The organism is Bradyrhizobium sp. LB13.1, from assembly GCF_054056815.1.
Genome location: NZ_JBSRYQ010000001.1, coordinates 4,062,303 through 4,087,656, shown reverse-complemented (window position 1 = coordinate 4,087,656; position 25,354 = coordinate 4,062,303). Strand labels below are relative to the sequence as shown.

General features: G+C 63.7%; 23 protein-coding genes and 4 pseudogenes. 11 read left to right on the top strand and 16 right to left on the bottom strand.

Annotated features, from left to right (window positions below):
- The first annotated feature begins 42 nt into the window (after nt 1-42).
- Entirely contained in the window at nt 43-567 is a 525-nt protein-coding gene (locus tag ACVWYI_RS19310) for a MarR family winged helix-turn-helix transcriptional regulator (protein WP_354103490.1), read from the top strand.
- A 30-nt stretch (nt 568-597) separates the two neighbouring features.
- On the opposite strand, the gene ACVWYI_RS19305 is transcribed toward ACVWYI_RS19310, so the two are convergent.
- The 3 genes from ACVWYI_RS19305 to ACVWYI_RS19295 form a co-directional block, all read right to left on the bottom strand.
- Nucleotides 598-771 carry a hypothetical protein gene (locus ACVWYI_RS19305; protein ID WP_354103491.1) on the bottom strand — a complete coding sequence of 58 codons (174 nt, stop codon included), beginning with the start codon at nt 769-771 and terminating at the stop codon, nt 598-600.
- Between the two features lie 77 nt (nt 772-848).
- Complete coding sequence (locus tag ACVWYI_RS19300; protein WP_247347063.1) at nt 849-1,100, bottom strand: hypothetical protein; 252 nt, start codon at nt 1,098-1,100, stop codon at nt 849-851.
- Between the two features lie 72 nt (nt 1,101-1,172).
- On the bottom strand, nt 1,173-1,433 hold the full coding sequence (locus tag ACVWYI_RS19295; protein WP_345946913.1) for a hypothetical protein: 261 nt from the start codon (nt 1,431-1,433) through the stop codon (nt 1,173-1,175).
- Nucleotides 1,434-1,568: 135 nt separating this feature from the next.
- Between ACVWYI_RS19295 and ACVWYI_RS19290 the strand changes: the two genes are divergently transcribed.
- Nucleotides 1,569-2,798, top strand: coding sequence for a lytic murein transglycosylase (locus ACVWYI_RS19290; protein WP_456662906.1), 1,230 nt, complete (start codon nt 1,569-1,571; stop codon nt 2,796-2,798).
- Between the two features lie 6 nt (nt 2,799-2,804).
- Here ACVWYI_RS19290 and ACVWYI_RS19285 read toward each other — a convergent pair whose 3' ends face one another.
- From ACVWYI_RS19285 to recJ, 3 genes and pseudogenes are all read right to left on the bottom strand, one after another.
- Nucleotides 2,805-3,602, bottom strand: a complete 798-nt coding sequence (locus ACVWYI_RS19285) for an aldolase (protein ID WP_456662905.1) — start codon at nt 3,600-3,602, stop codon at nt 2,805-2,807.
- Between the two features lie 111 nt (nt 3,603-3,713).
- Nucleotides 3,714-4,524 (bottom strand): annotated as a pseudogene (locus ACVWYI_RS19280) (SDR family NAD(P)-dependent oxidoreductase).
- Nucleotides 4,525-4,568: 44 nt separating this feature from the next.
- Complete coding sequence (gene recJ / locus ACVWYI_RS19275; RefSeq protein ID WP_456662904.1) at nt 4,569-6,410, bottom strand: single-stranded-DNA-specific exonuclease RecJ; 1,842 nt, start codon at nt 6,408-6,410, stop codon at nt 4,569-4,571.
- A gap of 279 nt (nt 6,411-6,689) precedes the next feature.
- Here recJ and ACVWYI_RS19270 point away from each other — a divergent pair.
- Nucleotides 6,690-6,899 (top strand): annotated as a pseudogene (locus ACVWYI_RS19270) (methyl-accepting chemotaxis protein); the annotation flags it as partial.
- Nucleotides 6,900-6,936: 37 nt separating this feature from the next.
- Here the strand turns inward: ACVWYI_RS19270 and ACVWYI_RS19265 are convergent.
- Nucleotides 6,937-8,310: an IS30 family transposase gene (locus ACVWYI_RS19265; protein WP_247446682.1), complete on the bottom strand. Its 1,374-nt coding sequence runs from the start codon at nt 8,308-8,310 to the stop codon at nt 6,937-6,939.
- On the opposite strand from ACVWYI_RS19265, the gene ACVWYI_RS19260 reads away from it, so the two are divergent.
- A complete protein-coding gene (locus ACVWYI_RS19260; protein ID WP_456664551.1) occupies nt 8,201-9,229 on the top strand; it encodes a methyl-accepting chemotaxis protein in 1,029 nt (342 codons plus the stop codon). The genes ACVWYI_RS19265 and ACVWYI_RS19260 overlap by 110 nt on opposite strands.
- Before the next feature lie 186 nt (nt 9,230-9,415).
- Here the strand turns inward: ACVWYI_RS19260 and ACVWYI_RS19255 are convergent, their stop codons facing one another.
- On the bottom strand, nt 9,416-9,919 hold the full coding sequence (locus ACVWYI_RS19255; RefSeq protein ID WP_354048597.1) for a cupin domain-containing protein: 504 nt from the start codon (nt 9,917-9,919) through the stop codon (nt 9,416-9,418).
- 249 nt (nt 9,920-10,168) lie between these two features.
- On the opposite strand from ACVWYI_RS19255, the pseudogene ACVWYI_RS19250 reads away from it, so the two are divergent.
- From ACVWYI_RS19250 to ACVWYI_RS19235, 4 genes and pseudogenes are all read left to right on the top strand, one after another.
- Nucleotides 10,169-10,621, top strand: a pseudogene (locus ACVWYI_RS19250) (GAF domain-containing protein); the annotation flags it as partial.
- A gap of 109 nt (nt 10,622-10,730) precedes the next feature.
- The gene (locus tag ACVWYI_RS19245) at nt 10,731-11,459 is read left to right on the top strand and encodes an adenylate/guanylate cyclase domain-containing protein (RefSeq protein ID WP_456662903.1); all 729 of its coding nucleotides are present in this window, start codon (nt 10,731-10,733) and stop codon (nt 11,457-11,459) included.
- 371 nt (nt 11,460-11,830) lie between these two features.
- Nucleotides 11,831-12,574, top strand: coding sequence for an SDR family oxidoreductase (locus ACVWYI_RS19240; RefSeq protein WP_456662902.1), 744 nt, complete (start codon nt 11,831-11,833; stop codon nt 12,572-12,574).
- 50 nt (nt 12,575-12,624) lie between these two features.
- The gene (locus ACVWYI_RS19235; RefSeq protein WP_354103496.1) at nt 12,625-13,041 is read left to right on the top strand and encodes a cupin domain-containing protein; all 417 of its coding nucleotides are present in this window, start codon (nt 12,625-12,627) and stop codon (nt 13,039-13,041) included.
- Between the two features lie 20 nt (nt 13,042-13,061).
- Here the strand turns inward: ACVWYI_RS19235 and ACVWYI_RS19230 are convergent, their stop codons facing one another.
- The 6 genes and pseudogenes from ACVWYI_RS19230 to ACVWYI_RS19205 all read right to left on the bottom strand — a co-directional run bounded on the left by ACVWYI_RS19230 (nt 13,062) and on the right by ACVWYI_RS19205 (nt 19,305).
- Nucleotides 13,062-14,066, bottom strand: coding sequence for a 4-hydroxythreonine-4-phosphate dehydrogenase PdxA (locus ACVWYI_RS19230; protein WP_247347076.1), 1,005 nt, complete (start codon nt 14,064-14,066; stop codon nt 13,062-13,064).
- A complete protein-coding gene (locus tag ACVWYI_RS19225) occupies nt 14,063-15,649 on the bottom strand; it encodes a tripartite tricarboxylate transporter permease (protein WP_456662901.1) in 1,587 nt (528 codons plus the stop codon). Before ACVWYI_RS19225 ends, ACVWYI_RS19230 begins: the two co-directional genes overlap by 4 nt.
- Before the next feature lie 11 nt (nt 15,650-15,660).
- A complete protein-coding gene (locus ACVWYI_RS19220; RefSeq protein ID WP_456662900.1) occupies nt 15,661-16,143 on the bottom strand; it encodes a tripartite tricarboxylate transporter TctB family protein in 483 nt (160 codons plus the stop codon).
- Between the two features lie 53 nt (nt 16,144-16,196).
- On the bottom strand, nt 16,197-17,189 hold the full coding sequence (locus ACVWYI_RS19215) for a Bug family tripartite tricarboxylate transporter substrate binding protein (RefSeq protein WP_456662899.1): 993 nt from the start codon (nt 17,187-17,189) through the stop codon (nt 16,197-16,199).
- 51 nt (nt 17,190-17,240) lie between these two features.
- A pseudogene (locus tag ACVWYI_RS19210) lies at nt 17,241-18,501 on the bottom strand (CaiB/BaiF CoA transferase family protein).
- A 9-nt stretch (nt 18,502-18,510) separates the two neighbouring features.
- On the bottom strand, nt 18,511-19,305 hold the full coding sequence (locus tag ACVWYI_RS19205) for an enoyl-CoA hydratase/isomerase family protein (protein WP_456662898.1): 795 nt from the start codon (nt 19,303-19,305) through the stop codon (nt 18,511-18,513).
- 116 nt (nt 19,306-19,421) lie between these two features.
- Between ACVWYI_RS19205 and ACVWYI_RS19200 the strand changes: the two genes are divergently transcribed.
- The 3 genes from ACVWYI_RS19200 to ACVWYI_RS19190 all read left to right on the top strand — a co-directional run bounded on the left by ACVWYI_RS19200 (nt 19,422) and on the right by ACVWYI_RS19190 (nt 23,379).
- A complete protein-coding gene (locus ACVWYI_RS19200) occupies nt 19,422-20,087 on the top strand; it encodes a GntR family transcriptional regulator (RefSeq protein ID WP_456662897.1) in 666 nt (221 codons plus the stop codon).
- A 309-nt stretch (nt 20,088-20,396) separates the two neighbouring features.
- Nucleotides 20,397-21,368: an MBL fold metallo-hydrolase gene (locus ACVWYI_RS19195; protein WP_456662896.1), complete on the top strand. Its 972-nt coding sequence runs from the start codon at nt 20,397-20,399 to the stop codon at nt 21,366-21,368.
- A gap of 196 nt (nt 21,369-21,564) precedes the next feature.
- Nucleotides 21,565-23,379, top strand: a complete 1,815-nt coding sequence (locus ACVWYI_RS19190; protein ID WP_456662895.1) for a peroxidase family protein — start codon at nt 21,565-21,567, stop codon at nt 23,377-23,379.
- 59 nt (nt 23,380-23,438) lie between these two features.
- On the opposite strand, the gene ACVWYI_RS19185 is transcribed toward ACVWYI_RS19190, so the two are convergent.
- Nucleotides 23,439-24,158, bottom strand: coding sequence for a haloacid dehalogenase type II (locus ACVWYI_RS19185; protein ID WP_456662894.1), 720 nt, complete (start codon nt 24,156-24,158; stop codon nt 23,439-23,441).
- An 85-nt stretch (nt 24,159-24,243) separates the two neighbouring features.
- Entirely contained in the window at nt 24,244-25,245 is a 1,002-nt protein-coding gene (gene glpX, locus ACVWYI_RS19180) for a class II fructose-bisphosphatase (RefSeq protein WP_247347093.1), read from the bottom strand.
- Between the last annotated feature and the right edge of the window lie 109 nt (nt 25,246-25,354).

Below are 25,354 nucleotides of genomic sequence, written 5' to 3'. Positions count from 1 at the left end.
CGTGATATTGTAAGAGCGGTGACACATTATAAGAGCTCTTACATGGCGCGCAAGCCGGCCGATATCACGAGATCGCAACCCCGGCGGAAGGCACCCACGGCCGCCCCGGTGGTGCGCGTGCCAGCCCCCGGGGAAGGCAAGCGCGGCGAGCAAGGTTATCTCGGCTATCTGCTGCGCCAGGCCCACGCCGCGGTCCGTCTGACGACGGAACGGTCGCTGGCCGATCTAGGCGTGACGTCGCCGCAATTCGCGGTGCTGACCATGCTCAATGCCTATCCGGGACTGTCCGGCGCCGATGTCGCCCGTCTCACCTTCCTGACGCCCCAGACTGTGGGCGTCATCATCCGTAATCTCGAACGTGACGGCGCGATTGTGATGACGCCGCATCCTGTCCACGGCCGTATCCAGCAATGGACGCTGACGTCGCGCGGGGCGACGCTTTTGAAGGCGTGCCGGGAACGGGTGATCGCGCTGGAGAAGCGCCTCGCTCGGGATTTGGATACCAAGGCGGAAACCGCGATCCGGCGCTGGCTCGCGGGAATCGCGGCGGATCTACAGGAGGATTAAGCGATCTGCGATTGCCGCGGGCGCGTCTAGCTAGTCGCCGTCTCCCTCGCCGCAGCCGCGATCGTAATCCGAGAAGTCGCTGACGGCGCCGTCGCCTCGAATGCAGCGGCCAAATTTCTCGACAATGATCATCAGGATCACGACGAACAGCCCCGCGCCAAACGGCCAGGGATTAGTACGGATGATGTCGAACAGCTCTCGCATATTCGCATTATGCGCAGATGGAAAGACCGTAAAGTGACAGGCTTAAATTGAGGATATCCACCCGTTACAGGAACGCCCTACCTGCCCTTCAACACTTTCTTAACCTCGCCATCAGACCAGGTTTCGCCCGCTGCAATCACCCGCACGCGGCTTTGGTCCGCCGCGTTCACCAGCTCATGCGAACTCACCCGGTGGCCGCTTGGCTCCAGATGCAGATCGGTCTCAGGCTTCCAGCTCAGCGTGGTCGCGAGATCGCCGGGAAAGATCTGCCATTGTGATCCGTCATCCAGCTCGACCACATGGCTTTCCGTATGCGCGTTTATCTTCATTCCACCCCAAATTCTCGATGAACGGACTGCGTGCGGCGGCGGGCCCCGGCGATCGGCCGGGGCCCCGCTCCGTCAGTCGTTGTCGTGATGAATCACGGTCTTGCTGCGGTTGCCGAGCTCATCTTCCTTCTTGATCACCGTGGTGCGGTCGGCAGGCTCGCGCTCCTTGACGACCGTGGTGCGGTCGCGGTCGCGGTCCCGCTCACGATATTCGTGAGATTGTCCGACCGTCACGCCGGCACCGACCGGACCGACGTGAACGCCGACTTCGTCGGCAAATGCAGGCGCGGCGATGGCGGTGACCATGGCGGCGGCAAACAGATATTTCCTCATCTTCTCCTCCTCAATTTGGTGCGGGGAAAATGCGGGAGTGCGACAGTTTGTTCCGGCGAAAGCATGGAAGGCGGCTTGTTCCTCCAGTTCCAGGAACCGGGTCACAAGCGCCATGTTTCTCGCTAGACTAGGTTCATGAAACAAGCTGATTCCTCGGCCCATCGTGGCCGCCGCGCTCTGCTTCGATCCACGCTCGGCGCAGCCGCACTCATCGCCATCCCAACGCGCATCCTGGCCGCGCCTCGGGGCTTCGAGGAATGGCGGGAGGGTTTTCGCGCCCGTGCCATGGCGAAGGGAATTTCGGCCGCGACCTGGCAGCGCGCGATGGCGCGGGTCGAGCCCGACATGAGCGTGTTCAAGCAGATGCGCAACCAGCCCGAATTCCATGAGCAGGTCTGGCAATACATCAACCGCCGCGTCTCCGACTGGCGCATCATCAACGGCAAGATCGCGCTGAAAAACAACGAGGCGCTGCTCGCGCGCATCGAGCGCGATTTCGGCGTCGAGCGCGGCACGCTGCTGGCGCTGTGGGGCGTCGAGTCCGCCTATGGCGATCCGCTGGTGCAGCAGAATCACATGACGCCGGTATTTCCCTCGCTCGCCGCGCTCGCCTGGAATGAGCCGCGGCGCAAGGCTTATTGGGAGAACGAGCTGATCAACGCGCTACGCATCGTCGACAAGGGCTGGAGCACGCCGGAGCAGATGCAGGGATCCTGGGCCGGCGCGATGGGGCATTCGCAATGGATGCCGGAGGTCTGGCTCAATGTCGGCATCGACTATGATGGTGACGGCAAGGTGTCACCGTTCGGCAAGCCCGACGACGCGCTGGGCTCGACCGCAAAATATCTGGTCAACCGCGGCAAGTGGCACCGCGGCGAGCATTGGGGCTACGAGGTGCGCGCATCCGGCGAGGCGAGCGGCACCCGGACCTATGCGGCCTGGCAGGCGGCCGGCGTCACCCGCGCCGACGGCCAGCCGTTTCCGCAACCCTCCGCGTCCGCGCAGACGTGGACGCCGGTTGCGGGCGGACCGACGTTCCTGCTGGGACCGAATTTCAGCGCGGTGAAAAGCTACAATCCCTCGATGAACTATGCGCTGGCGATCTGCCATCTCGGCGACCGCTGCCTCGGCGGGCCGCCCTTCATCCAGCCCTTCCCCGGCTCTGAGCGCGCGCTGACACTCGCAGAAGTGCAGGAGATGCAGACGCGCCTGACCAAGGCAGGTTTCGACACCGGCGGCACCGACGGTCGCGTCGGCAACGACACCATGAAGGCGATCAAGGATTTCCAGCAGCGCGCGGGGATCGCGCCTGCGGACGGCTATGGCGGGCTGAAGGTGCTGGCGAAGCTGCGCCAGGGGTCGTAGGCCGGCTCAGTGCCGGTACTGCGGCTCCTCGGCATCGAGCTGGCGGCGGATCGCGGCAAGATGCAACCGCGCGGATTCGGAATCGCCTTCGCGCATCTGCCTGTAGGTTTCGGCCGCAATCGCGGCATCGACCGGCAGAACTTTCCTTCCCGTCGACATCGCCAGCACCTGTACCTCGGCGGCACGTTCGAGGTAGTAGAGATCGTCCCAGGCTTCCGCGATAGTCGCCGCCAACACCATCACACCGTGATGCTTCATGAAGACGATGTCGGCATCGCCGACGGCCGACGCTATGCGCGCGCCTTCGCTGTTGTCGAGCGCAAGGCCGTTGTAGTCGCGGTCCACGGCCGTGCGACCGTAGAATTTCAGCGCGGTCTGGCCGGCCCAGATCAGGGGATCGCCCTCCGCCATCGACAGCGCCGTGGCGTAGGGCATGTGGGTGTGGAAGGCGACCTTGGCGCGCGGCAGGCGCTTGTGCATCTCGGCATGAATGTAGAAAGCGGTCGCCTCGGGCACGCCCTCGCCGTCGAGCACGTTGCCGTGGAAGTCGCAGATCAGCAGTTTTGACGCGGTCAGCTCGCGGAAGGCGTAGCCGTAAGGGTTGACGAGAAACAGATCGTCATGGCCCGGCACCACGGCCGAGAAGTGGTTGCAGATGCCCTCCTCGAAGCCGTTGCGCGCCGCCATGCGGAAGCAGGCAGCGAGATCCTCGCGCGCGCTCCGGATTGCGTCGCTGACGAGATCCGGCCGGTTCGAGCGGAATGGCGCCGGCGTGGATGACGAAGAGTGAAGGCTGTGCGCCATGGCGGGAGGACACCTCTGTCGGTCGGGAGAGCTGCCCGCGTTGTACAGCGGCTGCGCCTGCGCGTCAGCCCCTGCGGGCGCCACCCTGCCCTTCGCAGCCCGCGCGGCGGCTTATTGCCGCCGCGGCACGCCGCCGGCGGTTCATGCCGCCGTCGATGACGAGCTCGCTGCCGGTGACGTAGCGCGAGGCATCGGAGGCCAGATACAGCACGCCAGAGGCAATCTCGGCGGCCTGGCCGGCGCGGCCGAGCGGCGTGACGACGCGCGCACGCTCGTCCGGATCGATCGGCGCGTTGCCCTGGTTACCGGTCGCGCCGGTCGGGATCTTGCCCCAGATCGGCGTGTCGATGATGCCGGGATGGACGGAGTTGACGCGGATGCCGTCACCGGCGGCCGCACACTCCATCGCGATCGATTTTGCGAACAGCCGCACGCCACCCTTGGTCGCCGAATAGGCCGACAGCCCGGGCGAGCCGCGCAAGCCTGCGAGCGAGGACATCATGACGATCGAGCCGCCGCCGGTTTTGCGCATCAAGGGCAGGCAATGTTTGACGGAGAGAAACACGCCGTCGAGATTAATGGCGTTCTGCTTGCGCCAGTCACCGAGTGTCATGTCGACGATCGAGGGCACGGCAATGCCGATGCCGGCATTGGAGACCATGATGTCGAGCCGGCCATGGCGCTTTGCGATATCAGCGACGATCTCGATCCAACGCTCTTCGCTGGTGACGTCCTGCTCCAGGAAAATCGCCTTGCCGCCAGCCTTGGTGATGCGACTGGCGAGTTCGGGGCCGCGCAACTCGTCGATGTCGGTGGCAATGACGGTGGCGCTCTCGCGCGCGAACAGCTCGACGATGGCTTCGCCAATTCCGGATGCGCCGCCGGTCACCAGCGCGACCTTGCCCTCAACCTGCCCTGCCATGTTCACTCCCTTTTTGTTGTTTGCTTTTTGGTTGTTTGCCGGACCTATCTGATCATGGATGGCCCTTGGTCGGGTAGCGCGACGTCGATGACGCGGAATTGCACGCGCTCGGCGCCCTGGTAGCGATCGACCGACAATGATCCCGCGACATGCAATTGCTGGCCGCGATTGGCAACAAGCGCGTTGCCGAGCTTCTGTCCGATCGAACGGAACGCGATGCCGTTGACGATAGCACCGTCGCCCGACTTGAAGCGCAGCCTCAAATGCGCCTGTCCGACCTCGTCGGCATAGACGAGCTGATGCGCCGGCAGCGCCAGCACGGCTTCCGGATTGCCGCTGCCGAAGGGACCTGCACGGTTGAGCGTGGCGGCAAGCTCCGTCGTCACCGCGCGCGCGGAAACCGCGCCGTCGATGTAGAGCTCGTTGACGTGGCGGGCCTCGGCAACATCGCGTGCCAACGCATTCTCGAGGTAGGCGCGGAATTCGGCGAGCTTCTCCTTCCGCAGCGTCACGCCCGCAGCCATCGCGTGGCCGCCGCCCTTGAGCAGAATACCGTCGGTCACTGCCTGCCGAACCGCCTTGCCGATGTCGACGCCGGCGATCGAGCGACCCGAGCCGGTACCGATGCCGCCGGGCTCCAGCGCGATCGCGAAGGCGGGCCGCGAGAACTTCTCCTTCAACCGGGACGCGACAAGGCCGACGACGCCGGGATGCCAGCCTTCGGAGGCCGTGACGATGACGCCGAGCTTGTCCTCGAACCCGATCGAGGCGAGTGCCTCGGCTTCGGCCTGCGCTTCGGCCCCCTGCTCGATGACGCGGCGCTCGCTGTTGAGGCGGTCGAGCTCGGCGGCGATCCGCGCGGCCTCGACGCTGTCGCCTTCAAGCAAGAGCCGCACGCCGAGATCGGCGCGGCCGATGCGACCGCCGGCATTGATGCGCGGCCCCAGCATGAATCCGAGATGCCAAGCCTCCGGTGGGCCGTTGAGCCGCGACACGTCCATCAGCGCGGTGTGGCCGACATGGTCGCGCCGCCGCATCGCGATCAGGCCCTTGGCGACGAAAGCGCGGTTGAGACCGATCAGCGGCGCGACGTCGGCAACCGTGCCGAGCGCGACGTGATGCAGCATGCCGAGCAGATCAGGCTCAGGCAGCCCCGCACTCCAGAAGCCGCGCCGGCGCAGCTCGCGATTGACCGCGACCAGCGTCACCAGCACGAGGCCAACGGCGGCGAGATGACCGAGGCCGGAGAGATCGTCGAGCCGGTTCGGATTGACCAGCGCATCGACCTCCGGAAGCACGTCGCCGGCCTGGTGGTGGTCGATCACGACAACGGACATGCCGAGACGTTTTGCCTCGGCGAGCGGCTCGATGCTGGTGGTGCCGCAATCGACGGTGACGAGCAGCGTGGCGCCCTTCGCGGCCAGCCCGCGAACCGCTTCGACGTTGGGGCCGTAACCTTCAAAGATGCGGTCGGGAATGTGGATCAGCGGATCGAGACCGCAATGGCGCAGATGCCAGGTCAACAGCGCCGCCGAGGTCGCGCCGTCGACGTCATAGTCGCCGAAGATCGCAATCTTCTCGCCATTCGCGGCGGCATCCGCGATCCGCTTCGCGGCGGCTTCCATCTCGGTCACCGTGAACGGATCCGGCATGAGCTTGCGGATGGTCGGATCGAGGAAATCGGCAACCGCATCGGTGTCGACGCCGCGGCCCGCCAGCACCCGCGCCAGCAGCTCGGGCAATTGGTGCTGCTGCACGATGGCGAGCGCCTTGGCCGCCCCGCGCGCGTCCAGCCGGTCGCGCCAGAGCTTGTCGGTGAGCGAGCGCGCCACTCCCAGGAACGCCTGGGGTGCTTCGACAGGCAAGGCGGTGGCGGGCGGCGTCATGAATAGCTATCGGTTTGAGGAACCTGGGAGCCGGAGCCATCGCATCGCCCGGCCAGCGGGACGATTGACCCGGAATCGCTCGGGCTTTGCAATGTCTGCGCCGCACAAAGCGGTGGATTGCCGCTTTGCTACGCGGACTGACTATCATTTGAGCATTCCACAAAACAGCAAATTAAGCAGGCGTTAGGCGGAATCTTCGAAAAAGACTCGTATTCGATCTGTCAGTGATTGTTCCGGGTTCGTTGCAGATCAGACCTCATTGCCAAGGGAAGTCCCCCGATGTCTGCTGCGCTGGGTCTCAAAGCCAAGCCGATCGCGACCGAACCCGCCGACGATGATTCCGACATCTCCGCGCTGATCAACCGCCTCACGGCGGAGGTCAACCAGATCGCGGTCGACAAGACCAAGGCGATCCAGCAGATCACCAACCAGATGAAGATGCTGGCGCTGAACGCGCTGATCGAGAGCTCGCGCGCGGGTGCGCAGGGCGGATTCAAACGGTCGTCGCAACACCAGTTACTTTCACTCATAACAGAAGATCGTCAAGCGCCTCCGCCGGCGTTTTCCAGCCTAGTGTCTTCCGCGGTCGGGCATTGAGGGCCGCTGCCACAGCGGATATCTCCTCGGCGCTGTGGATGCTCAGGTCCGTGCCTTTCGGGAAGTACTGCCGCAGCAACCCGTTGGTGTTCTCGTTAGTGCCGCGCTGCCATGGGCTTTGCGGGTCGCAGAAGTAGACCTGGATACCCGCATCGATCTTGAGACGATCGTGCTGAGCCATTTCGGCTCCCTGATCCCAGGTTAGCGAACGGCGCAGCTCTTCGGGCAAAGTGATGATGGTGCGCGTGATCGCGTCGCGCACGGCTTCGGCCCCATGTCCCGCAAGGGCTGGTCCGTTTTTGACGCGCGGAGCTTCGCCATGCCCCGCCAACCGTGGAAGGTGCAAGAGCATCGTAAAGCGCGTCGTGCGCTCGACCAGCGTGCCGATTGCTGAGCTGCCAACACCGAGGATGAGGTCTCCCTCCCAATGTCCCGGCACTGCTCGATCGGCAGCTTCAGCAGGGCGCTCACTGATCATGATCTCCGGCGAGACAAAGCCCTTGCCTCGCCTGCGTACGCGCGCTCTGGGCATCCGTAACACACGCCCTGTTCGCAAGCAGGCCGTCAGCTCGCGGCGTAGCGCGCCACGGCCCTGAACGAAGAGGGCTTGATAGATAGCTTCGTGGCTGATGCGCATCGTCTTGTCGTCCGGGAAGTCGATCGGCAAGCGTCGGGCAATCTGCTCAGGGCTCCAGGCTTTGGCCCATCGCCGATCCTTGCGCGGGCCATGCCGCCGCCCCTTCCACGGAACGGCGGGACCAGGAACGGGCGCGCCGGTCGGGGCTACGACGCCGCCAGCAAGTCTTTCCTCCACATAAGTGCGCAAGGTTGCATTGAGCGCAAGCTTGGTCGGCTTAGGCCGGCGGGCGGATCGATCCGCATGCCATTGGGCAGTTATTGCCCGATACCCCAACCCGCCGCCGCGAGTGGCCGCGTTGCGCCGCAGTTCACGGGAGACTGTGGAAGCAGCCCGCCCCAGGCGACGTCCAATCTCCTGTATGGAATGGCCCTGCACCTTGAGAAGTGCGATCTCCTCGCGCTCATTCAACGAGAGATACCGCCCGGAGAGAGCCTTTGCCGAAGATCTGAACATCGCTGGTGGCATGCCGCCCGCCTTTCGGAATAATCTGCTTCCGACAGGTTGTGACAATCCGGCTTCGAGTGCAGCATCTTCGCTGCTTAACCCAGCGGCAATCGCCCGCCAAAATTTATTCTGTTCATCGCGCCCGGCAACAGAGGGCCGTCCTGGCGACGGCAATGGGGCTCGTCCTGACCGCGCCGATCTGCGCCTTACAACGTTCATCGCAACCTCCAAACTCCTGGTGTTGCGACGACCGTTTGAATCCGCCCAGGGTGCGGGCTTCGCAGTGGTGGCGCAGGAGGTACGCGGCGTCGGCCAGCAGGTCGAGACCATCGCCCGCGAGCTCGAAAGTCAACTGACGAAACGCACCGGCGATCTCGTCGCCTCGATCGACCGCATGAGCCAGCGCTCGCGTGGCGAGCGCATGGTCGATCTGTCGCTCAACGCCATCGAGCTGATCGACCGTAACCTCTATGAACGTACCTGCGACGTCCGCTGGTGGGCGACCGATTCCGCTGTCGTCGATTGCGCGGCCTCGCCCGGCACCGCTGCCGTGTCCCATGCCTCGCAGCGCCTCGGCGTGATCCTCGGTGCCTACACCGTCTATCTCGACCTTTGGCTCTGCGACCTCGACGGCAATGTCATCGCCAATGGCCGCGCCGACCGCTTTCGCGCCGTCGGCCAGAACGTCGCCCACACCAAATGGTTTCGCGATGCGAAGACCTTGCGCTCCGGCGACGACTATGTCGCCGGCGACGTCGAGAACCAGCCGCTGCTCGGCAATGCGCAGGTCGCGACCTATTGCGCCAGCGTGCGCGCCGGCGGCCAGGCCAACGGCGCGCCGATCGGCGTGCTCGCCATACATTTCGACTGGGAGGCACAGGCCCGCGCCATCGTGCAAGGCGTGCGCGTCGGCGACAGCGACAAGGCGCGCGTGCTGCTGGTCGATTCCAATCTTCGCATCATCGCCGCCTCGGACGGCCAGGGCATTTTGAGCGAACGTATCTCGCTCTCGCTCAACGGACAGCGGGCAGGCTTCTATCAAGACCGCTCCGGCACGCTGGTCGCGTTCCATGCGACGCCCGGCTACGAGACTTATCGGGGGCTCGGCTGGTACGGCGTGATCGTCTGCGGGGCGTAGTGCCGATCGGTCAAGCCGACGACGGTCCGGCTCGCCTGCCAGACAAAAAAACCGGAAAACAACCCCATGCAAAATAGCGCAGGGTGCAGGCATGATGCACGCTCACGCTGCATAAGCGTTTGATAGGTCAGGCAGAACGATGGCAGCTGCGCATCGCCCGCGAGATGCGGCGATCATATGCCTCCATCAGTTGGAAGTGACCGATGCATGGATCACGACACCATGCTGCTCGGCGATCGTCGCGACGGCCTGGACAGGCGGCATGCCTCCGCTGCGTCGTCCAAGCTCGTCGAAGGCGGCAAACATGCGATCGAGACCGGCGCCCGGCATCGCGAACACCAGCAGGCGCGCCGTATCCGTGCCGACATTGCGATAGCCGTGACGCCGATGGCGCGGAGCGAAAAGAAATGCACCGGTGCCAAGACGCAACGGACCGGTCGCACCTTCGATGTCCATAACCACCTCGCCGCTCAGCACATAGAATGCCTCGTCCTCGCGGCTGTGCGTATGCGCTGGCGCCCCGCGACCCGGCGGCACGATCGATTCCCACACGGAGAATTGTTGGCCGGTATCGCTCGCCATCGCCTTGTAGCTATGCGTCACACCGAGCACGTCGAGCGTGGGTCCGCTCCCCGGCGCCCGGAACAACGCGCTCAATGACGGACAATTGCGGGTTGCATCGCTGCTCATGGCAGTTCCCTCCAAGGATCGGGTTGCGATGCGCTGTCTTCCAGCGAAAATGAACCCGCCCGACGCCATAACGTTCCGCACCCAGATGGGCTTCGCCCACCGATATCGCGCAGCGGCGGAACCGGCGTATCCCCTGCTGGAACGACACTTGCCGCACCTCCAGCGCTTCCCAAATGAACGGGTGGTCGCACCGCTTGAATTCCGAAAAAGCGGGAGGCCCGTCTCAGGATCTCCTCCGAGGAGACCAACATGCCGTCACCGGCGCCCACAAACGAAACAGAACGGCTCGCCGCCCTGCGCGCACTCGACATCATCGACAGTGCGCCGGAGGCCGCTTACGACGAAATTACCGAGCTTGCGGCGCAACTCTGCGGCTGCCCGATCTCCTATGTCAGCTTCATCGATGACGACCGGCGGTGGCTCAAGGCGAGATATGGCCTGCCGGCCGAAGTCACCGACGCACCACGCGAGAGCGCCATCTGCGCAACGACAATTTGCGGCGCCGAACTGCTCGTCATTCCCGACTTGAAACAGGATCCGCGATTTCAGAACAGTCCGATGGTCGCGCTAAGGCCATCCTGCCGGTTCTATTGCGGCATGCCGCTGATTACCGATGAAGGCTATGCGCTCGGAACGCTCTGTGTGATGGACTTCGAGCCGCGGCAGCTTTCCTTCGAGCAGACGGAAGCGCTGCGAATGCTTTCGCATCAGGTGCTGGCGCAACTGGAGCTCCGCCGCAAGCTGCTCGAGTACGGCCAGACCATCAGGGAGCTCGAGCAGGCACGACTGGAGGCCGCTGCCGAGCGCGCGCGTGCTGAAGCCCCTGCTGCGCAATGTCCTGCCGACGTCGATCGCCGACGAACTCAAGCGCAGCGGCAGGGTCCAGCCCAGATACACGCGATCGGCGACCATCCTGTTCGCAGATATCCAGGGCTTTACACTGCTGGCCGAACGGACCGAGCCGGCCCGGCTCATCAATCTCCTCGATGAGTATTTCTCGACCCTGGACGAAATCGGCGCCCGATATGGTCTGGAGAAGGTCAAGACCATAGGCGACGCCTACATGGCGGTGGCCGGCGTGCTATCGCCCGGCCGGCGGCACTCGATTGATGTTTGCCTGGCGGCGCTGCAGATGCGCGCCCGGCTTGATCGCCTGAAGGCGCAATACGAAGCAGTTGGCGAACATGGCCCGCAACTGCGCATTGGTATCCATACCGGGCCCGTCATTTCTGGCGTCGTCGGCCTGCGCAGGATGACCTTCGACATCTGGGGCGATGCGGTCAACACCGCATGGTTCATGGAAGCGTCTGGAGTCGCAGGACGGATCAACGTGTCGGAAACCGTGGCCGGACATGTCCACGGGCTGTTCGCGCTGGAGTCACGCGGCGCTGTCGAAGCCAAGCACGAACGCGCCCATCAGATGTTCTTCCTCAATGGCTTGAAGACGGAGTATTCGCGCGATGGCGACGGCCATTTGCCGAATGACCAGTTTCTTGCCGAGTATCACCGTATCGGCGGTTCCCGGTTGGCGCCGGATTGACGGGAGCGCGCATGGTCCGTCTGACACGTGGGGCAAAACAGCGGCAACCTGAGATCGTCGTGCAGTCCGCAAACGCGGCCGTTCACCTCGTCTAAAGTCAGGCGCCTGCGTGGACACCCCGACGATGCGACGCTTATGTGCGCTTCTCCGCGAGGTGGGCTGACGTCGCCAAAAGGGGAACAATCCCTTACCAATTGTCGTATCGCGACGAAATCTCTGGAGCATTTTCCGGCAAGGCAGGCCCGTTACAGGCAAGAGCTTGCCCCATTGCTCGGGTAAGAGTCGCTTCGCATTGCGTTCATCGACGTGAGAGCGTGAGTACCCGTTGGCTTTGACCATCCCACACTCGCAAAATACCGAGGAGACATGCCATGAAGATCGTCGTGATCGGCGGGACCGGATTGATCGGATCCAAGCTCGTAGCGAAGCTCAAGCAGCAGGGCCACGAGGCCGTGGCAGCTTCGCCGAAATCAGGCGTCAACGCCGTGACCGGGGAAGGCCTCGCAGCAGTGCTGGCGGGCGCGGATGTCGTCGTTGACGTCGCTAACGCGCCGTCGTGGGAGCCTGCCGCCGTGCTGGAATTCTTCGAGCGTTCGAGCAAGAACCTCGCCGCGACTGAGGCGGCCGCCGCCGTAAAGCATCACGTGGCGCTCTCGATCGTGGGAACCGATCGATCGCCTGACATCGCCTATTTTCGTGCCAAGCTCGCGCAGGAGACCATCATCAAGGCGTCTCCGGTGCCCTACTCGATCGTCCGCGCCACCCAGTTCTTCGAATTCCTCGGCGCCATCGGCGATATGGGTGCGACCGAGGACCGGATTGTCGTTCCATCGGCGTTGTTTCAGCCGATCGCGGCCGAGGATGTCGCCGATTGCCTCGCGGAGGTCGCAATGGGCCAGCCGCTCAACGGCACGATCGATATCGCAGGGCCCGAGAAGGCTCCCTTCAATGAATTTATCGCACGGCGCCTGAAGGCGTCTGGCGATGCCCGACCTGTAGTCGGAAATCCAAAAGCAACCTATTACGGCGCTCCCATTGACGACAGATCGCTGAACCCGCTCGGCGAGGCGCGGCTCGGAAAAATGCCGCTCGCGACATGGATCGAGACGCTCTGAAGACTCGCAAGTCCACAGATCACGACAGAAACGGCAATAAAGGGAATCCCATGCGCAGATTGCTGATCGCAACGGCGATTTATACCGCATCTCTCCTGACTGCACACGCCGCCGAGACGGCTACGCCATCGGCCAAAGTGACGGTCGTGTTCGATCAGGCGCTGCCGAATGTCCCGGGCAAGAGCATGAAAGGCGTGCTGGTCGAATACGGCCCAGGAGGCTCCTCGCCGGCCCACATGCACCCGCGCTCCGCATTCATCTATGCCACCATCCTGGAAGGAGCGATCCGCAGTCAGGTCAATGACGAGCCTGCCAAGGTTTATCACAAGGGAGAGAACTTTTCTGAAAAGCCCGGCGACCGCCATTCCGTCAGCGCCAATGCCAGCGACACCGAGCCCGCGAAGCTGCTGGCGGTCTTTGTGGTGGATACAGCGGATAAGGAGCTCGTGACGCCTGTCGCGAAGTAATTCCAGGTCAGCGCGTGCAATCAGGCAGCGCGCGGCGCGGCCATCTCCGCCGCGAGCAGCACGGCGGCGCGGCTGGCGCCGATCGACGCAGTGCCCTGGCCTGCGATGTCGTAGGCAGTGCCGTGCGCCGGTGTGCAGATCGGGAACGGAAAGCCGCCGAGCAACGTCACGCCGCGATCGAAACCCATCAGCTTCATCGCGATCTGGCCCTGGTCGTGATACATCGTCAGCACCGCATCGAAGGCGCCGCCCTTGGCGCGCAGGAACACGGTGTCGGCGGGAAACGGTCCCTCCACGGCGATGCCATCGCGCTGCCCGGCTGCGACGACCGGCGCAATAACATCGATCTCCTCACGGCCGAAATTGCCTCCGTCGCCGGCATGCGGATTGAGCCCGGCGACCGCGATGCGCGGCCGCGCGAAGCCTGCATTGCGCATGCAGGAATCGGTCAGCTTGAGCGCGCGATGGATGCGTTCGCTGGACAGTCGCGCGGCGACGTCCTTGAGGGGGATGTGGGACGTCACGCGTGCGTTCCAGATCCGGTCCAGCACATTGAATTCGCTTGCAGGGGTTTTGAGTCCGACCACTTCCGCGGAGAACGCGATCTCGTCGTCATACTCGGCGCGGGCGAGCCGCATCGCCTGCTTGTTGAACGGGGTGAAGCAAACGGCATCGACGCGGTTGTCGCGGCCGAGTTCGAGCGCGTGCTTGTAGTTGGCAAGCGCGAACCTGCCGCCGGCAAGGCTGGCAACTCCCCGCTGGACGTCGTTGGGATCGAGGTGGCCGAGATCGACGAACAGCGTCTCGCCCTTCGCTGCGCGGAAGTCGGCTCCCTGCTCCATTGTCTTCAGCTCGGGCTTGACGCCGGCAATGCGCGCGCCCTGGTCGAAGATGCGGCGGTCACCGACCACGACGATCCGGCTGCAGGCGCGGATATCGTCCTGCACCACGAGCCTTGCAGTCAGCTCCGGGCTGATGCCGGCGGGATCTCCCATTGCCAGTGCAATGAGCGGCTTTGCGGTCATATGATCACCTTCTCTTGAGCTGTCTCTTGAGCTGTCTCTTGAGCTGTCTCTTGAGCTTTCTCTTGGGCCGTTGTCCCGGTCGCGGCAGATGCGGGTTTGCGCCAGAGGCGCGGGAGCTGCAGCACGAGCGGAAGCAGCAACAGCGTGATGCCGGCCACGATCAGGCACGTCACCAGCTTGTTGGCAAAGAAGATTCCGAGCGATCCCTTGGACATCAGCATCGACTGCCGAAACGCGTCCTCGGCCTTGTCGCCGATGACGATCGCGAGCACGAGTGGCGCCAGCGGATAGAACAGCTTCTTGAAGAGATAACCGACGATGCCAAAGCCGAGCATCATGACGACGTCGAGATAGGAGTTCGACACCGAATAGGCGCCGACGACGCAGATGATCACGATCAGCGGCGCGATGATCACGAAGGGAATCCGCATCAGGGCGGCGAAGACCGGGACGGTCAGCAGCACCAGCGCGACGGCGACGATGTTGCCGACATACATCGAGGCGATCAGGCCCCAGACAAAGTCCTTCTGGTCGACAAACAGCATCGGCCCGGGATTGAGACCCCAGATCATCAGCCCGCCCATCATGACTGCCGCGGTCGCCGAGCCGGGAATGCCGAGCGAAAGCATCGGCAGCAGCGCGCTGGTGCCGGCGGCGTGATCTGCCGTCTCCGGCGAGATGATACCTTCGACCTCTCCGGCGCCGAAGTATTTACCACGGCGCGAGAAGCGGCGGGCGATGCCGTAGCTCATAAAGGATGCCGCGGTCGGGCCGCCCGGCGTGATCCCCATCCAGCACCCGATCGCCGCGCTGCGCAGCAATGCAACACTATGCCGTGGCAGGCGGCCGATCGCGCGAAACACCTCGCGCCACTCGATCTTCGTGGAGACCGCGCGGGCATGAAATTCTTCCTCGACCGCGACCAGCAGCTCGCCGATGCCGAACAGGCCCATCACGGCGACGACGAAGTTCACGCCCTTGACCAACTCGTCGACGCCCATGGTGAGGCGCACGCTGCCGGAGACGGTGTCGATGCCAATCGCGGCAATGGCAAAACCGATCGCGAGCGCCACGAGGGTCTTGCTCGGCGCCGCGCCGCCCATGCCGACGAAGCTCGCGAAGGCGAGGAAATAGACCGCAAAATATTCCGCCGGCCCGAAGGCAAGCGCGACCTGCGCCACCCATGATGCGAGGAAGGTGATCAGGATGACGCCGACCAGCGCACCGAACGCCGCCGAGCCGAAGGCGGTCGCGAGCGCCGTGGTCGGCCGGCCGTCGCGGGCCATCGGATAGCCGTCGAAGGTGGTCGCGACCGACGACGGCTCGCCCGGAATGTTGAACAGGATCGAGGTGACCGAGCCGCCGAACAGCGCGCCCCAGTACATGCTGGAGAGCAGGATGATCGCCGATACCGGCTGCATGCCGAAGGTCAGCGGCAGCAGCAGCGACACCCCATTCGGCGCACCAAGCCCTGGCAGCACGCCGACGAGAATGCCGAGCAGCACCCCGACCACCATCAGCACCAGATGCGGCACTGTGATCGCGATGCTGAAGCCGTGAAGGAGTTCCCCAAAATTGTCCATCGGCCTCTCCGTCAGAAGCCAAGCGCCGCGGCGAGCGCGCCGTGCGGCAAGCTCACTTGGAACATGCGCTCGAACACGGCATAGAGCGCGAGCGCCGTTGCCGCAGCCATGGCCAGAGCACGCGGCACGGATTGGTACTTGGGGATCGCAAGCACTGCGAAGACATAGAGCGACGAGGCGACATACATCCCGGCCAAGGGGATTGCGGCGACGAAAATCGCGGCCGGCACGAACAGGCCGGCAAGCCGGCGCAGCTCGATCGGCGTGATTGCGATGGGAACATTTGCGAGCGCCGTAGCCGGCAGAACGCCTCGCACCAGATTGGAAAGGCTTCCGAGCACGATGATGATTCCGGTCAGGAACGGGAACGTCCCGGCATCCACGCCCGCGCTGGACCAGCCGATGCCGTTGTCGAGGCTGGAGACAACGACGGCCACACCAAAGCTGCCGGTGAGGATGGCGGTCGCAAGTTCAAGCGCACGGCGTGAGATCATCGAGGGCTCCGGTCCGTCACGAGATGTCAGAACGTCATTGCGGTGTCACCGCCTTACTTGACCAACCAGCCCTGCTCGCCCGCAACCAGCCTGACGCGCTCAAGGTCCTCCTTGATGAAATTGTCGAACTCGGTGCCGGTCAGGAACGTGTCGATCTGGGAGCTCTTCTCGATGTAGTCCTTCCAATCCGGCGTCGCCTGCACCTTCTTCATCAAGTCGATATAGAACGCGGCTTGGTCCGGAGTGACCTTGCCAGGCAACCACACCGTCCGCGGCTGCTCATATTGCTTGATGTCGAGGCCCTGTTCGACACAGGTCGGAACGTCGCCCCAGCCTTCGGTCGCGGTGATCTTGGCGCCCTGCGGCAGTCGCTTCGGACTGAAAACGCAAAGCGGGCGCTGCGTTCCACCGCGCCATTGCCCGAGGCTCTCGCTGGGATTGTTGACGTGGGAGTCGAGGTGTCCGCCGGCGAGCTGCACGGCAGCTTCGGCGCCGCTCTTGAACGGAATGTAGGTCATCTTGACATGACCTGCCTTCTCGATCATGCGGGTCAGCACCTCGTCGGTATCCTTCGACTGAGCGCCGCCCATCTTGAATTCGCCCGATGCGGCCGCCTTCAGATAATCGCCCGCCGTCTTGAAAGGCGAGTCCTGCTTGACCCAGAGCAGGAACTCGTCCTGCGCCATCGCTGCGATCGGGGTGAGATCGGTGTAGTTGAAGGCGACCTTGGAGACGAGCGGCTGCTGCCAGGCATTCGACGTGCCGAAGATCACCTTGTAGGGATCGCCGGCGGACGCCTTGCCGTAGACATAGCCTTCCGCGCCGCTGCCGCCGCCCTTGTTGACGACGACGATCGGCTGCTCCGTCAGCTTGTGCTTGGTGATGATGTTCTGCACGGCGCGCGCGAGGTTGTCGGTACCGCCGCCGGGCCCGGCGGTCGCCACGAACTCGATCGGCTTTTGCGGCTGCCAGGCCGAGAGCGCCGGCATCGTGCCGGCGAGCAGGGTTGCGGCTGCGGAGAGCAGAAATGTTGACGTCCGACCCATGATGTCCTCCAGCTGATTTTTGTCTTTTGTTCTTGTCGTTTTGACGTTCCGTCAGGCGACGCGTTCCTCGCGTCTTCCTGCTGCCAGGACGATTGCGCCTTCTTGTTCGAGCGCTTCGATCTGCTTCTGGTCGAACCCGTGCTCGGCCAGCACCTCGCGCGTATGCTCACCGTAGACCGGCGCGCCCGTACGCACTTTGCCTGGGGTCTCCGAAAACTTGACGGGAAGACCGATGGTCTTCACCGGACCGAGCGTGGAGTGCTCGACCTCGACGACCATCTCGCGCGCCAGCGTCTGCGGATCGCTGAGCGCCTCCAGCATGTCGTGCACGGGTCCGCACGGAACGCCCTTCTCGTCCAGCGCCGCGAGCCAGTGCGCCCGGGTCTGGGTGCGGAAGCGCTCGCTCAGGACGGCTTCGAGCTCCTTCAAATGCGCCATGCGGTCGGCCCCGGTGACGAAGCGCGGATCGGCGGCGAGTTCGCTCGCGCCGAGGGCCTCCAGCATCAACAGCCAGTGCTTCTTGTTGGCGCCGCCGACCACGAGCCAGCCGTCCCGAGGCCTCGAACGCCTGATACGGCGCGTTGAGCGGATGCGCAGAGCCCATCGCGCGCGGCGCGGTGCCCGCGGCCAGCGCAATGGTCGATTGCCAATAGGTCTGCACCAGCGCGGCCTCATAGAGCGAGGTCTCGACCCACTGCCCTTCGCCGGTCTTGAGGCGGTGCGTATACGCCGCGAGGATTCCCATGCTCGCGAGCAGTCCAGCGGTGATGTCGGACAGCGGCGGACCGCACTTCACGGGCGGACCGTCGGGACGTTCGCCGGTAAAGCTCATGATGCCGCTCATGGCCTGGGCGACCAGATCGAAGCCGCGGCGGTGCTTGTAAGGACCGGTACGGCCGAAGCCCGACAGCGAGCAATAGATCAGCGTCGGGAATTTTTCGTGCAGCGCCTCGTATCCGAAGCCGAGGCGCTCCATCGCGCCGGGCGCAAAGTTCTCGACCAGCACGTCGGCGTCCGCGATCAGCCGTCGCAGCACCGCTTTGCCGCCGTCGGTCTTGAGGTCCAGCACGATGCCGCGCTTGTTGCGGTTCATCATCAGGAAGGAGGCCGCCTCATCGCCGATCTTCGGCGGCACCGAATGGCGGGTGTCGTCGCCATTCGGCGATTTCTCGATCTTGATGACGTCGGCGCCCATGTCGGCCAGCATCAGGGTGCAGGTCGGCCCGGCCATGACATGGGTGAGATCGATGACCTTGAGGCCGGCAAGCGGCCCCGAACGGCGGGAGATTGATTGCGATCGATCGCTTTGCATCGGCCCGTCCTATTGGCCGCACCATTGCGGCGCGCGCTTGGTGAGGAAAGCATCGAGCCCTTCGCGAAAATCCTGGCTCGTGTAGCACATCAGGATGAGGTCTTCGCCCGCGTCCCGCGTCAGCCGCCTTTGCAGGCGCGCCACGGCCTGCTTGGTCGCATTCAGCGTCAGCGGCGCATGACTGGCGACGAGCCGCGCGACCTCGTCGGCACGCCGGTCGAGCGCGGCAAGATCCTCGACGACCTCGCCGAGCAGCCCGACGCTTGCGGCCTCCGTGGCGTCAACGAGGCGCGCGGTGAAGATCAGATCCTTGACGCGCGCGGCGCCGATCAGCGCCGTGAGACGGCTGACATTGGACATCGACAGGCAATTGCCCAGTGTCCGGGCGATGGGAAAGCCGATTTTCGCGCTTCTGGTGCCGATGCGAAGGTCACAGGCCGCCGCAATGCCCGCACCGCCGCCGGTGCAGAACCCGTTGATCGCCGCGATCGTCGGCACCCGGCACGCCTCGAGCGTGGTCAGCACCCGATCGATCCGGTTCTCGTAGTCGATCGCGTCCTGCGGCGACTTGAACTCGCGGAACTGATTGATGTCGGTGCCTGAGGCAAACGCCTTGTCGCCGGCCCCGCGCAGCACCAGCACCTTGATCGCATGATCGTCATTGACCTCTTCGCAGATCGCGGCGAGCCGCTCGTACATCGCGAAGGTGAAGGCGTTGCGCGCCTGCGGTCGGTTGAAAGTGATCCGCCCGATGCCGTCCTGGCGCTCGAAAACGAGGTCTTCCGCCTCGACCTGCTGGTCCATTTCCTCATGTCCTTCTGTTTTTTACATTTTTGAATGCAAAATTATCGCTTTTCAAGCTAAAACTTGCAATACTTCGCATGTATCTTCGATTTTGCATTCAAATGGACCTCAAACCCATGCTTCACGAAGAAGTCGTCGGCCGTATCCGCGCCATCCTGCTCGACGGCGAAATCCCGCCGGGTGCGCGGATTCCCGAGCGCGAGCTGTGCGAGCGGCTCGAGATTTCGCGCACACCGCTGCGTGAGGCGCTCAAGGTGCTCGCAGCCGAAGGGCTCGTGCAGCTCCTGCCCCATCGCGGCTCACGCGCGGCGAAACTGACCGACAAGGACATGCGCGACCTCTTCGAGGTCTGCCAGGGTCTCGAGGCGCTCGCCGGGGAGCTCGCCTGCGAACGCATCACCGATGCCGAGATCGACGCGATCGTCGCCGCGCACGCGGACATGGTGCGGCATTATCGCGAGGGCGATTTGATCCAGTACTATCGCGGCAACCGCGCCATTCACGAAGGCATCGTCGCAGCGGCCGGAAACCCAGTGCTTGCGGGGCTGTATACGTCCGTGACCGCGCGCATCCGCCGCGCGCGCTATGTCACGCCGATGACGCCGCAGCGCTGGGCATTTGCCGTCAGCGAGCACGAGGCGATCCTGAACGCGCTGCAGCGGCGCGATGGCGCCGGCCTCTCGCACATCCTGCGTGCGCATCTGCGCCACAAGCGCGAAGAGGTCTTGCAGGCGGGCTTTGCAGAGACGGAAGGCAATGACCTCACGCTGAGAATTGCGTAAGACAGCGTTCGCGACCTAAAAAAATCTTACCGTCCCATCGCATCGCGTGGTTAGACGACATAATCGCGACACAATCATTGATTGCATTGCGGCAGGCTTGACCGGATCGTGCTGACGACAAAAGTCAGCGACGAACGTCTTTTGTCGCGCGCCGGAATTGCACCGCCAACTGCGACAAGCCGCGATCATCCGCAAACCAATTCCACTTGCTAGCGTGTCTGAACCGGCGCAGCATCTCACCGCTGGCTTCAGGCCGACATAACGCGCGACAAATTCGCGCAGCTCAAAAGAATAAAGTGGAGGAAACGAATGACACTCAATGTCTCACGTCGATCCCTGCTGTCGCTTGGCGCCGGACTTGGTGCCAGCGCCATGTTCGGCAGCAGCGCGATGGCGCGCGCTCCCAAGCTCGGCACGCAAACGCCCTACTGGCACCGCTTCGTGCTCGGCGACGCAGAAGTCACCGTCGTCTCCGACGGACCGCTGCCGCTCGGCGATCCCTCCGGCACCTTCACCGGCGTTTCCAAGGAAGAGGTGAAGAAGATGCTGGCCGACAATTTCCTGTCGCCTGACAATGTCGTGCTCGAACAGAACTCGCCGATCGTGAACACGGGCGACAAGCTCATCCTGTTCGATACCGGCATGGGCTCATCCAAGATGTTCGGCGCCACCACCGGCCGGCAGCAGAAGAGCATGACCGAGGCCGGCATCAAGCCTGATGACATCGATGCGGTGGTCTGCTCGCATGCCCATATCGACCACATCGGGGGCATCGTGGACGAGGGCGGTAAGCCGCTGTTTCCGAACGCGCAGATCTACATTTCGCAGACCGATTTCGACTTCTGGACCGACGAAAGCAAGCTGGGGAGTCCGGTCAAGGACTTCATCGTTCACGCCCGCAAGAACCTGCTGCCGGTCCGTGACCGCATCGTGTTCTTCAAGGACGGCCAGGAATTCCTGCCCGGCATACAGGCAATCGCAGCGCCCGGTCACACCGTCGGCCACACCATCTTCATGGTCTCGTCGGCCGGCAAGTCCTTCGCCTTCCTCGGCGATCTCTCACATCATCCCGTGCTGCTGCTCGAGCGTCCCCGGATGGAATTTTCCTACGACACCGACCCGAAGCAGGCGGCCGAGTCGCGCGTGAAACTGCTGACCATGCTTGCGGCGAACAAGACGCCTGTGATGTCCTATCACTTCGCCTGGCCCGGCTACGGCCATGTCGGCAAGGTCGGTGAAGGCTTCCACTATTATCCCGAACCGATGCAGATGACGTTGTAGATCGTCGGATCAGGTCCGGGTGGCGCACGCGCCGCCCGGACCATCCGAACGATCACTGCCGTCCGGCCGACCGGCAAAGAACTGCAATTCGTGAGGCCTCCGGCGGCGCTGGCAAACGGGCATTTTGGGGCTGTTGAACTGCACTTACTAGTTGCAAGTAAAAACTAATTTCACGCGGTTGTGTTTGGGAGCGTCAATGTCCCGCGAGAACGATGGTTTTGTCTTCCATCATGACCTGCTCCAGGGGGTCCAGGACGTTGTCTATCGGGCCATCAACTTCTTTGTCACATGGGACAAACTGCCGACCCTGCTCGGAGCTGCCAATCTTTCGGCGTTCCGCGACCGGCTGCGGAAGCACAATCTGCACCATACCGGCTACGGCACGACATCGCCTGGCTGGAGCACGGGCAATGACCGGTGGCGTTCCGCCGACGGCTCCTTCAACAGCCTCGACCATCCGCGCATGGGGATGGCTGGTGCCCGGTTCGGACGCAATTTCGCGCTGCCGGAATGCGTGCCGGACAGTGTAGACGATCTGCTCGAACCCAATCCGCGCGTGATTTCGGAGGAATTGCTGGCGCGCGACGAATTTATTCCCGCGACCAGCCTCAATCTGCTGGCCGCGGCCTGGATCCAGTTCGAAACCCATAACTGGTTCAGCCACGGGGTGCCTGGGTCGGGAAACGAGTTCAAAATCCCGCTCAGGCCGGGCGACACTTGGCCCGAGCGGATCGACGGCTGCATGAAGATCCGTCGCACTGTTTGCGACGAGACATCACGCGAACCATGGCTCGGCGCGACCCCCACATTCCGCAACCTCAACTCGCACTGGTGGGACGCCGGACAGATCTACGGCAGCGACCGCGCGAGGCAGATGCAGATCCGTTCCGGGGCAGATGGAAAGATCACGGTCGACGATGATGGGATGCTTCCAGCCGATCCAGTCCATCCGGGCGCCGATCTCACCGGCTTCAATGACAATTGGTGGGTCGGGCTCAGCCTGCTGCACAACCTCTTCGCACGCGAGCACAATATCATCTGCGACGGCTTGAAGACGCGGTATCCGACCTGGGATGACGAGGAGCTATTCCAGCGTGCGCGCCTGATCAACGCGGCCCTGATCGCCAAGATCCACACCGTCGAATGGACGCCAGGCATCCTCGGTCATCCTGCGCTGGACTTCAGCATGCACGCCAATTGGTCGGGGATACCGTATCGGGTGCTGCGCGCGGTGCTCGGCAAGAACAGCGAAGCCGCCTTTGGTATCGTCGGCTCTCCGACGGATCAGCACAGCGCGCCCTACGCGATGACGGAGGAATTCACCGCCGTCTACCGCCTGCACCCGCTGATCCCGGACGACATGGATGTTCGGCTGCTCGAAGCCGCAAAGGTCGAAAACTGCAAGCTGGTCGATATGCAGGGAGGCGTCTCCCGCAAGTTCATGGAGACGCACGGCTTCGCCAACCTGATGTACTCCTTCGGCACCGCTCATCCCGGCGCCATTCGCCTCCATAATTATCCCAACTTCCTGCGCCAGTTCACGAAAGACGGCCAGCCGTTGCTCGATGTGGCCGCGATCGATATCATGCGCGATCGCGAGCGCGGCGTGCCGCGCTACAATCGTTTCCGCGAGCTGGTCGGAAAGAAGCGGGTCGAGACATTCGAGGAAATCACCAGCATCCCCGGCGCGGCCAGGAAGATGCGCGCGATCTACAAGGGCGACGTCGATCGCGTTGATCTGATGGTCGGACTATTGGCCGAGGACCTGCCGGACGGTTTTGGCTTCAGCGATACCGCCTTCCGCATCTTCATACTGATGGCATCGCGGCGTCTCAAGAGCGACCGGTTTTTCACCGACGACTACCGGGCGGAAGTCTACACCAACTTCGGTCTGGACTGGATCCACAACAACGGAATGAAATCGGTCCTGCTGCGGCATGTGCCGCAACTCGGACCGGCGCTCGAGGGCGTAAACAACGCCTTTGCTCCCTGGCACGTGCTGCAAGGCTGAGCCATGGCCTTCATCTTCAGCATCCGGGCCTCGTCCGCCTCGCATGGGTGTCAGCCGGCCTAGCACCCGAGCTTGTCGGCGATGCCGCCAAAATCCTTGGCGACGATGTCCCAATTGCCGGTGGCCTCGAAGTCGACTTTCTGGAGCGGACCGTATTCGGTCGGCCGCGCCACGAAGGCGGTCTTCAGCCCGTTCTTCTGCGCGGCGGCGAGATCGCCGTTGTGGGCGGCGACCATCATCACCTGCTCCGGCTTGAGGCACAGCAGGCGCGCGGCGCCGAGATAGGTCTCAGAGTCGGGCTTGTAGTGCTCGAACAGTTCGGCCGACATGACCAGGTCCCAGGGAAGCCCTGCGAATTTCGCCATGTTGGTCAGCAGCGCGACATTGCCGTTCGACAGCGGCGAGATCACGAATTTCGACTTCAGCCGCGTCAGACCGGCGACGCTGTCGGGCCACGGGTGCAGGCGGTGCCAACCCTTGGTGAGGTGATCGAGATCGGCTTCGGTCAGGCCCTTGATCGAAAATTGCGCGACCAGCTTTTCGAGCGAGCGGCGATGCAGATCATCTAACATGACATAGCCGCGCTCGGGATGTTTGCGCACGTCATCCATCGAGGCCATGTACATGCCGCGCCAGCCGTCGACCAAGGCGGTCCAGTCGGCGGCGATGCCGCGGCCCTTCGCCCACCACATGAAGTCCGTGATCAGGCTGGTGCGCCAGTCCACGACCGTGCCGAACACGTCGAACACCAGGGCTTTGACGGCGGTGAGGTCAGACATCGACGCTTCCCTGTGTATTGCTTGTTCTTGGTCATGCCGGGGCGCCGCGAGGCGCAGGCCCGGAATGACGGCCGCACGTTGTGACTTAGTCCAGGTGGAACTTCGCCAGCTCGCGGTGCTCGGCCTTGATGTAGCGCACGGTGCCGGTGACGGAGCGCATCACGACCGTCTCGGTCTCGATCACGCCATCCTTGCGGAATTTGACGCCCGAGAGCAGCGAGCCCGTGGTGACGCCGGTGGCGGCGAACAGGCAGTCGCCGCGGGCCATGTCCTCAATGCCGTAGATCATCTTGGGATCGTTGACGCCCATCTTGGCCGCACGCTCGCGCTTCTCGTCGGAGTCGAGGATGAGGCGGCACTGCATCTGGCCGCCGATGCAGCGCAGCGCCACGGCCGCGAGCACGCCTTCCGGCGCACCGCCGGTGCCGAGATACATATCGACGCCGGTATTGTCGGGGTCGGCGCAATGGATCACGCCGGCGACATCGCCGTCCGTGATCAGACGCACGGCGGCACCCGTCGAGCGCACGCTCTCGATGATGCTGGCATGGCGCGGACGGTCGAGCACGAGAACGGTGATGCCGTCCGGTTGGACACCCTTGGCCTTGGCGAGGCGGCGGACGTTGTCAGCCGGCGTGGCATCGAGATCGACGACGCCCTTGGCGTAGCCGGGGCCGATCGCGAGCTTCTGCATGTAGACGTCGGGCGCGTGCAGCAGCGTGCCGCCGTCGGCCATTGCCATGGTGGCAATCGAGCCCGGCATGGCCTTGGCGCACAGCGTGGTGCCTTCGAGCGGGTCGACCGCGATGTCGACTTTCGGGCCGGCGTTCATGCCGACCTTCTCGCCGATGAAGAGCATCGGCGCCTCGTCGCGCTCACCCTCGCCGATCACGATGGTGCCTTCGATCGGCAGCTTGTTGAGCTCGCGCCGCATCGCGTCCACCGCGGCCTGGTCGGCAGCCTTCTCATTGCCGTGCCCGCGCAGACGCGCCGAAGACACCGCCGCCCGCTCCGTCACGCGCACGATCTCCAGCGTGAGAATCCGCTCGAGCAACGCTTGCGGCGGGACTGAAATATGGGTCGACATCGGCTAACTCCTTCGCAACAGTTTGGACGGAAATCTCCACCCGCATCAACTCGTAACACCCACAGTTCGTTCGAACCGTGTCATTGTTTAAGCATGTTCTTTCCGGAAA

Coding starts and splice junctions, on each gene's coding strand:
- ACVWYI_RS19310 (WP_354103490.1), top strand. CDS start 43: ATGGCGCGCAAGCCGGCCGATATCACGAGATCGCAACCCCGGCGGAAG.
- ACVWYI_RS19185 (WP_456662894.1), bottom strand. CDS start 24,158: ATGTCTGACCTCACCGCCGTCAAAGCCCTGGTGTTCGACGTGTTCGGC.
- ACVWYI_RS19235 (WP_354103496.1), top strand. CDS start 12,625: ATGCGCAGATTGCTGATCGCAACGGCGATTTATACCGCATCTCTCCTG.
- ACVWYI_RS19190 (WP_456662895.1), top strand. CDS start 21,565: ATGTCCCGCGAGAACGATGGTTTTGTCTTCCATCATGACCTGCTCCAG.
- ACVWYI_RS19305 (WP_354103491.1), bottom strand. CDS start 771: ATGCGAGAGCTGTTCGACATCATCCGTACTAATCCCTGGCCGTTTGGC.
- glpX (WP_247347093.1), bottom strand. CDS start 25,245: ATGTCGACCCATATTTCAGTCCCGCCGCAAGCGTTGCTCGAGCGGATT.
- ACVWYI_RS19300 (WP_247347063.1), bottom strand. CDS start 1,100: ATGAAGATAAACGCGCATACGGAAAGCCATGTGGTCGAGCTGGATGAC.
- ACVWYI_RS19220 (WP_456662900.1), bottom strand. CDS start 16,143: ATGATCTCACGCCGTGCGCTTGAACTTGCGACCGCCATCCTCACCGGC.
- ACVWYI_RS19195 (WP_456662896.1), top strand. CDS start 20,397: ATGACACTCAATGTCTCACGTCGATCCCTGCTGTCGCTTGGCGCCGGA.
- ACVWYI_RS19295 (WP_345946913.1), bottom strand. CDS start 1,433: ATGAGGAAATATCTGTTTGCCGCCGCCATGGTCACCGCCATCGCCGCG.
- ACVWYI_RS19225 (WP_456662901.1), bottom strand. CDS start 15,649: ATGGACAATTTTGGGGAACTCCTTCACGGCTTCAGCATCGCGATCACA.
- ACVWYI_RS19285 (WP_456662905.1), bottom strand. CDS start 3,602: ATGGCGCACAGCCTTCACTCTTCGTCATCCACGCCGGCGCCATTCCGC.
- ACVWYI_RS19290 (WP_456662906.1), top strand. CDS start 1,569: ATGAAACAAGCTGATTCCTCGGCCCATCGTGGCCGCCGCGCTCTGCTT.
- ACVWYI_RS19265 (WP_247446682.1), bottom strand. CDS start 8,310: ATGAACGTTGTAAGGCGCAGATCGGCGCGGTCAGGACGAGCCCCATTG.
- recJ (WP_456662904.1), bottom strand. CDS start 6,410: ATGACGCCGCCCGCCACCGCCTTGCCTGTCGAAGCACCCCAGGCGTTC.
- ACVWYI_RS19205 (WP_456662898.1), bottom strand. CDS start 19,305: ATGGACCAGCAGGTCGAGGCGGAAGACCTCGTTTTCGAGCGCCAGGAC.
- ACVWYI_RS19240 (WP_456662902.1), top strand. CDS start 11,831: ATGAAGATCGTCGTGATCGGCGGGACCGGATTGATCGGATCCAAGCTC.
- ACVWYI_RS19215 (WP_456662899.1), bottom strand. CDS start 17,189: ATGGGTCGGACGTCAACATTTCTGCTCTCCGCAGCCGCAACCCTGCTC.
- ACVWYI_RS19200 (WP_456662897.1), top strand. CDS start 19,422: ATGCTTCACGAAGAAGTCGTCGGCCGTATCCGCGCCATCCTGCTCGAC.
- ACVWYI_RS19255 (WP_354048597.1), bottom strand. CDS start 9,919: ATGAGCAGCGATGCAACCCGCAATTGTCCGTCATTGAGCGCGTTGTTC.
- ACVWYI_RS19230 (WP_247347076.1), bottom strand. CDS start 14,066: ATGACCGCAAAGCCGCTCATTGCACTGGCAATGGGAGATCCCGCCGGC.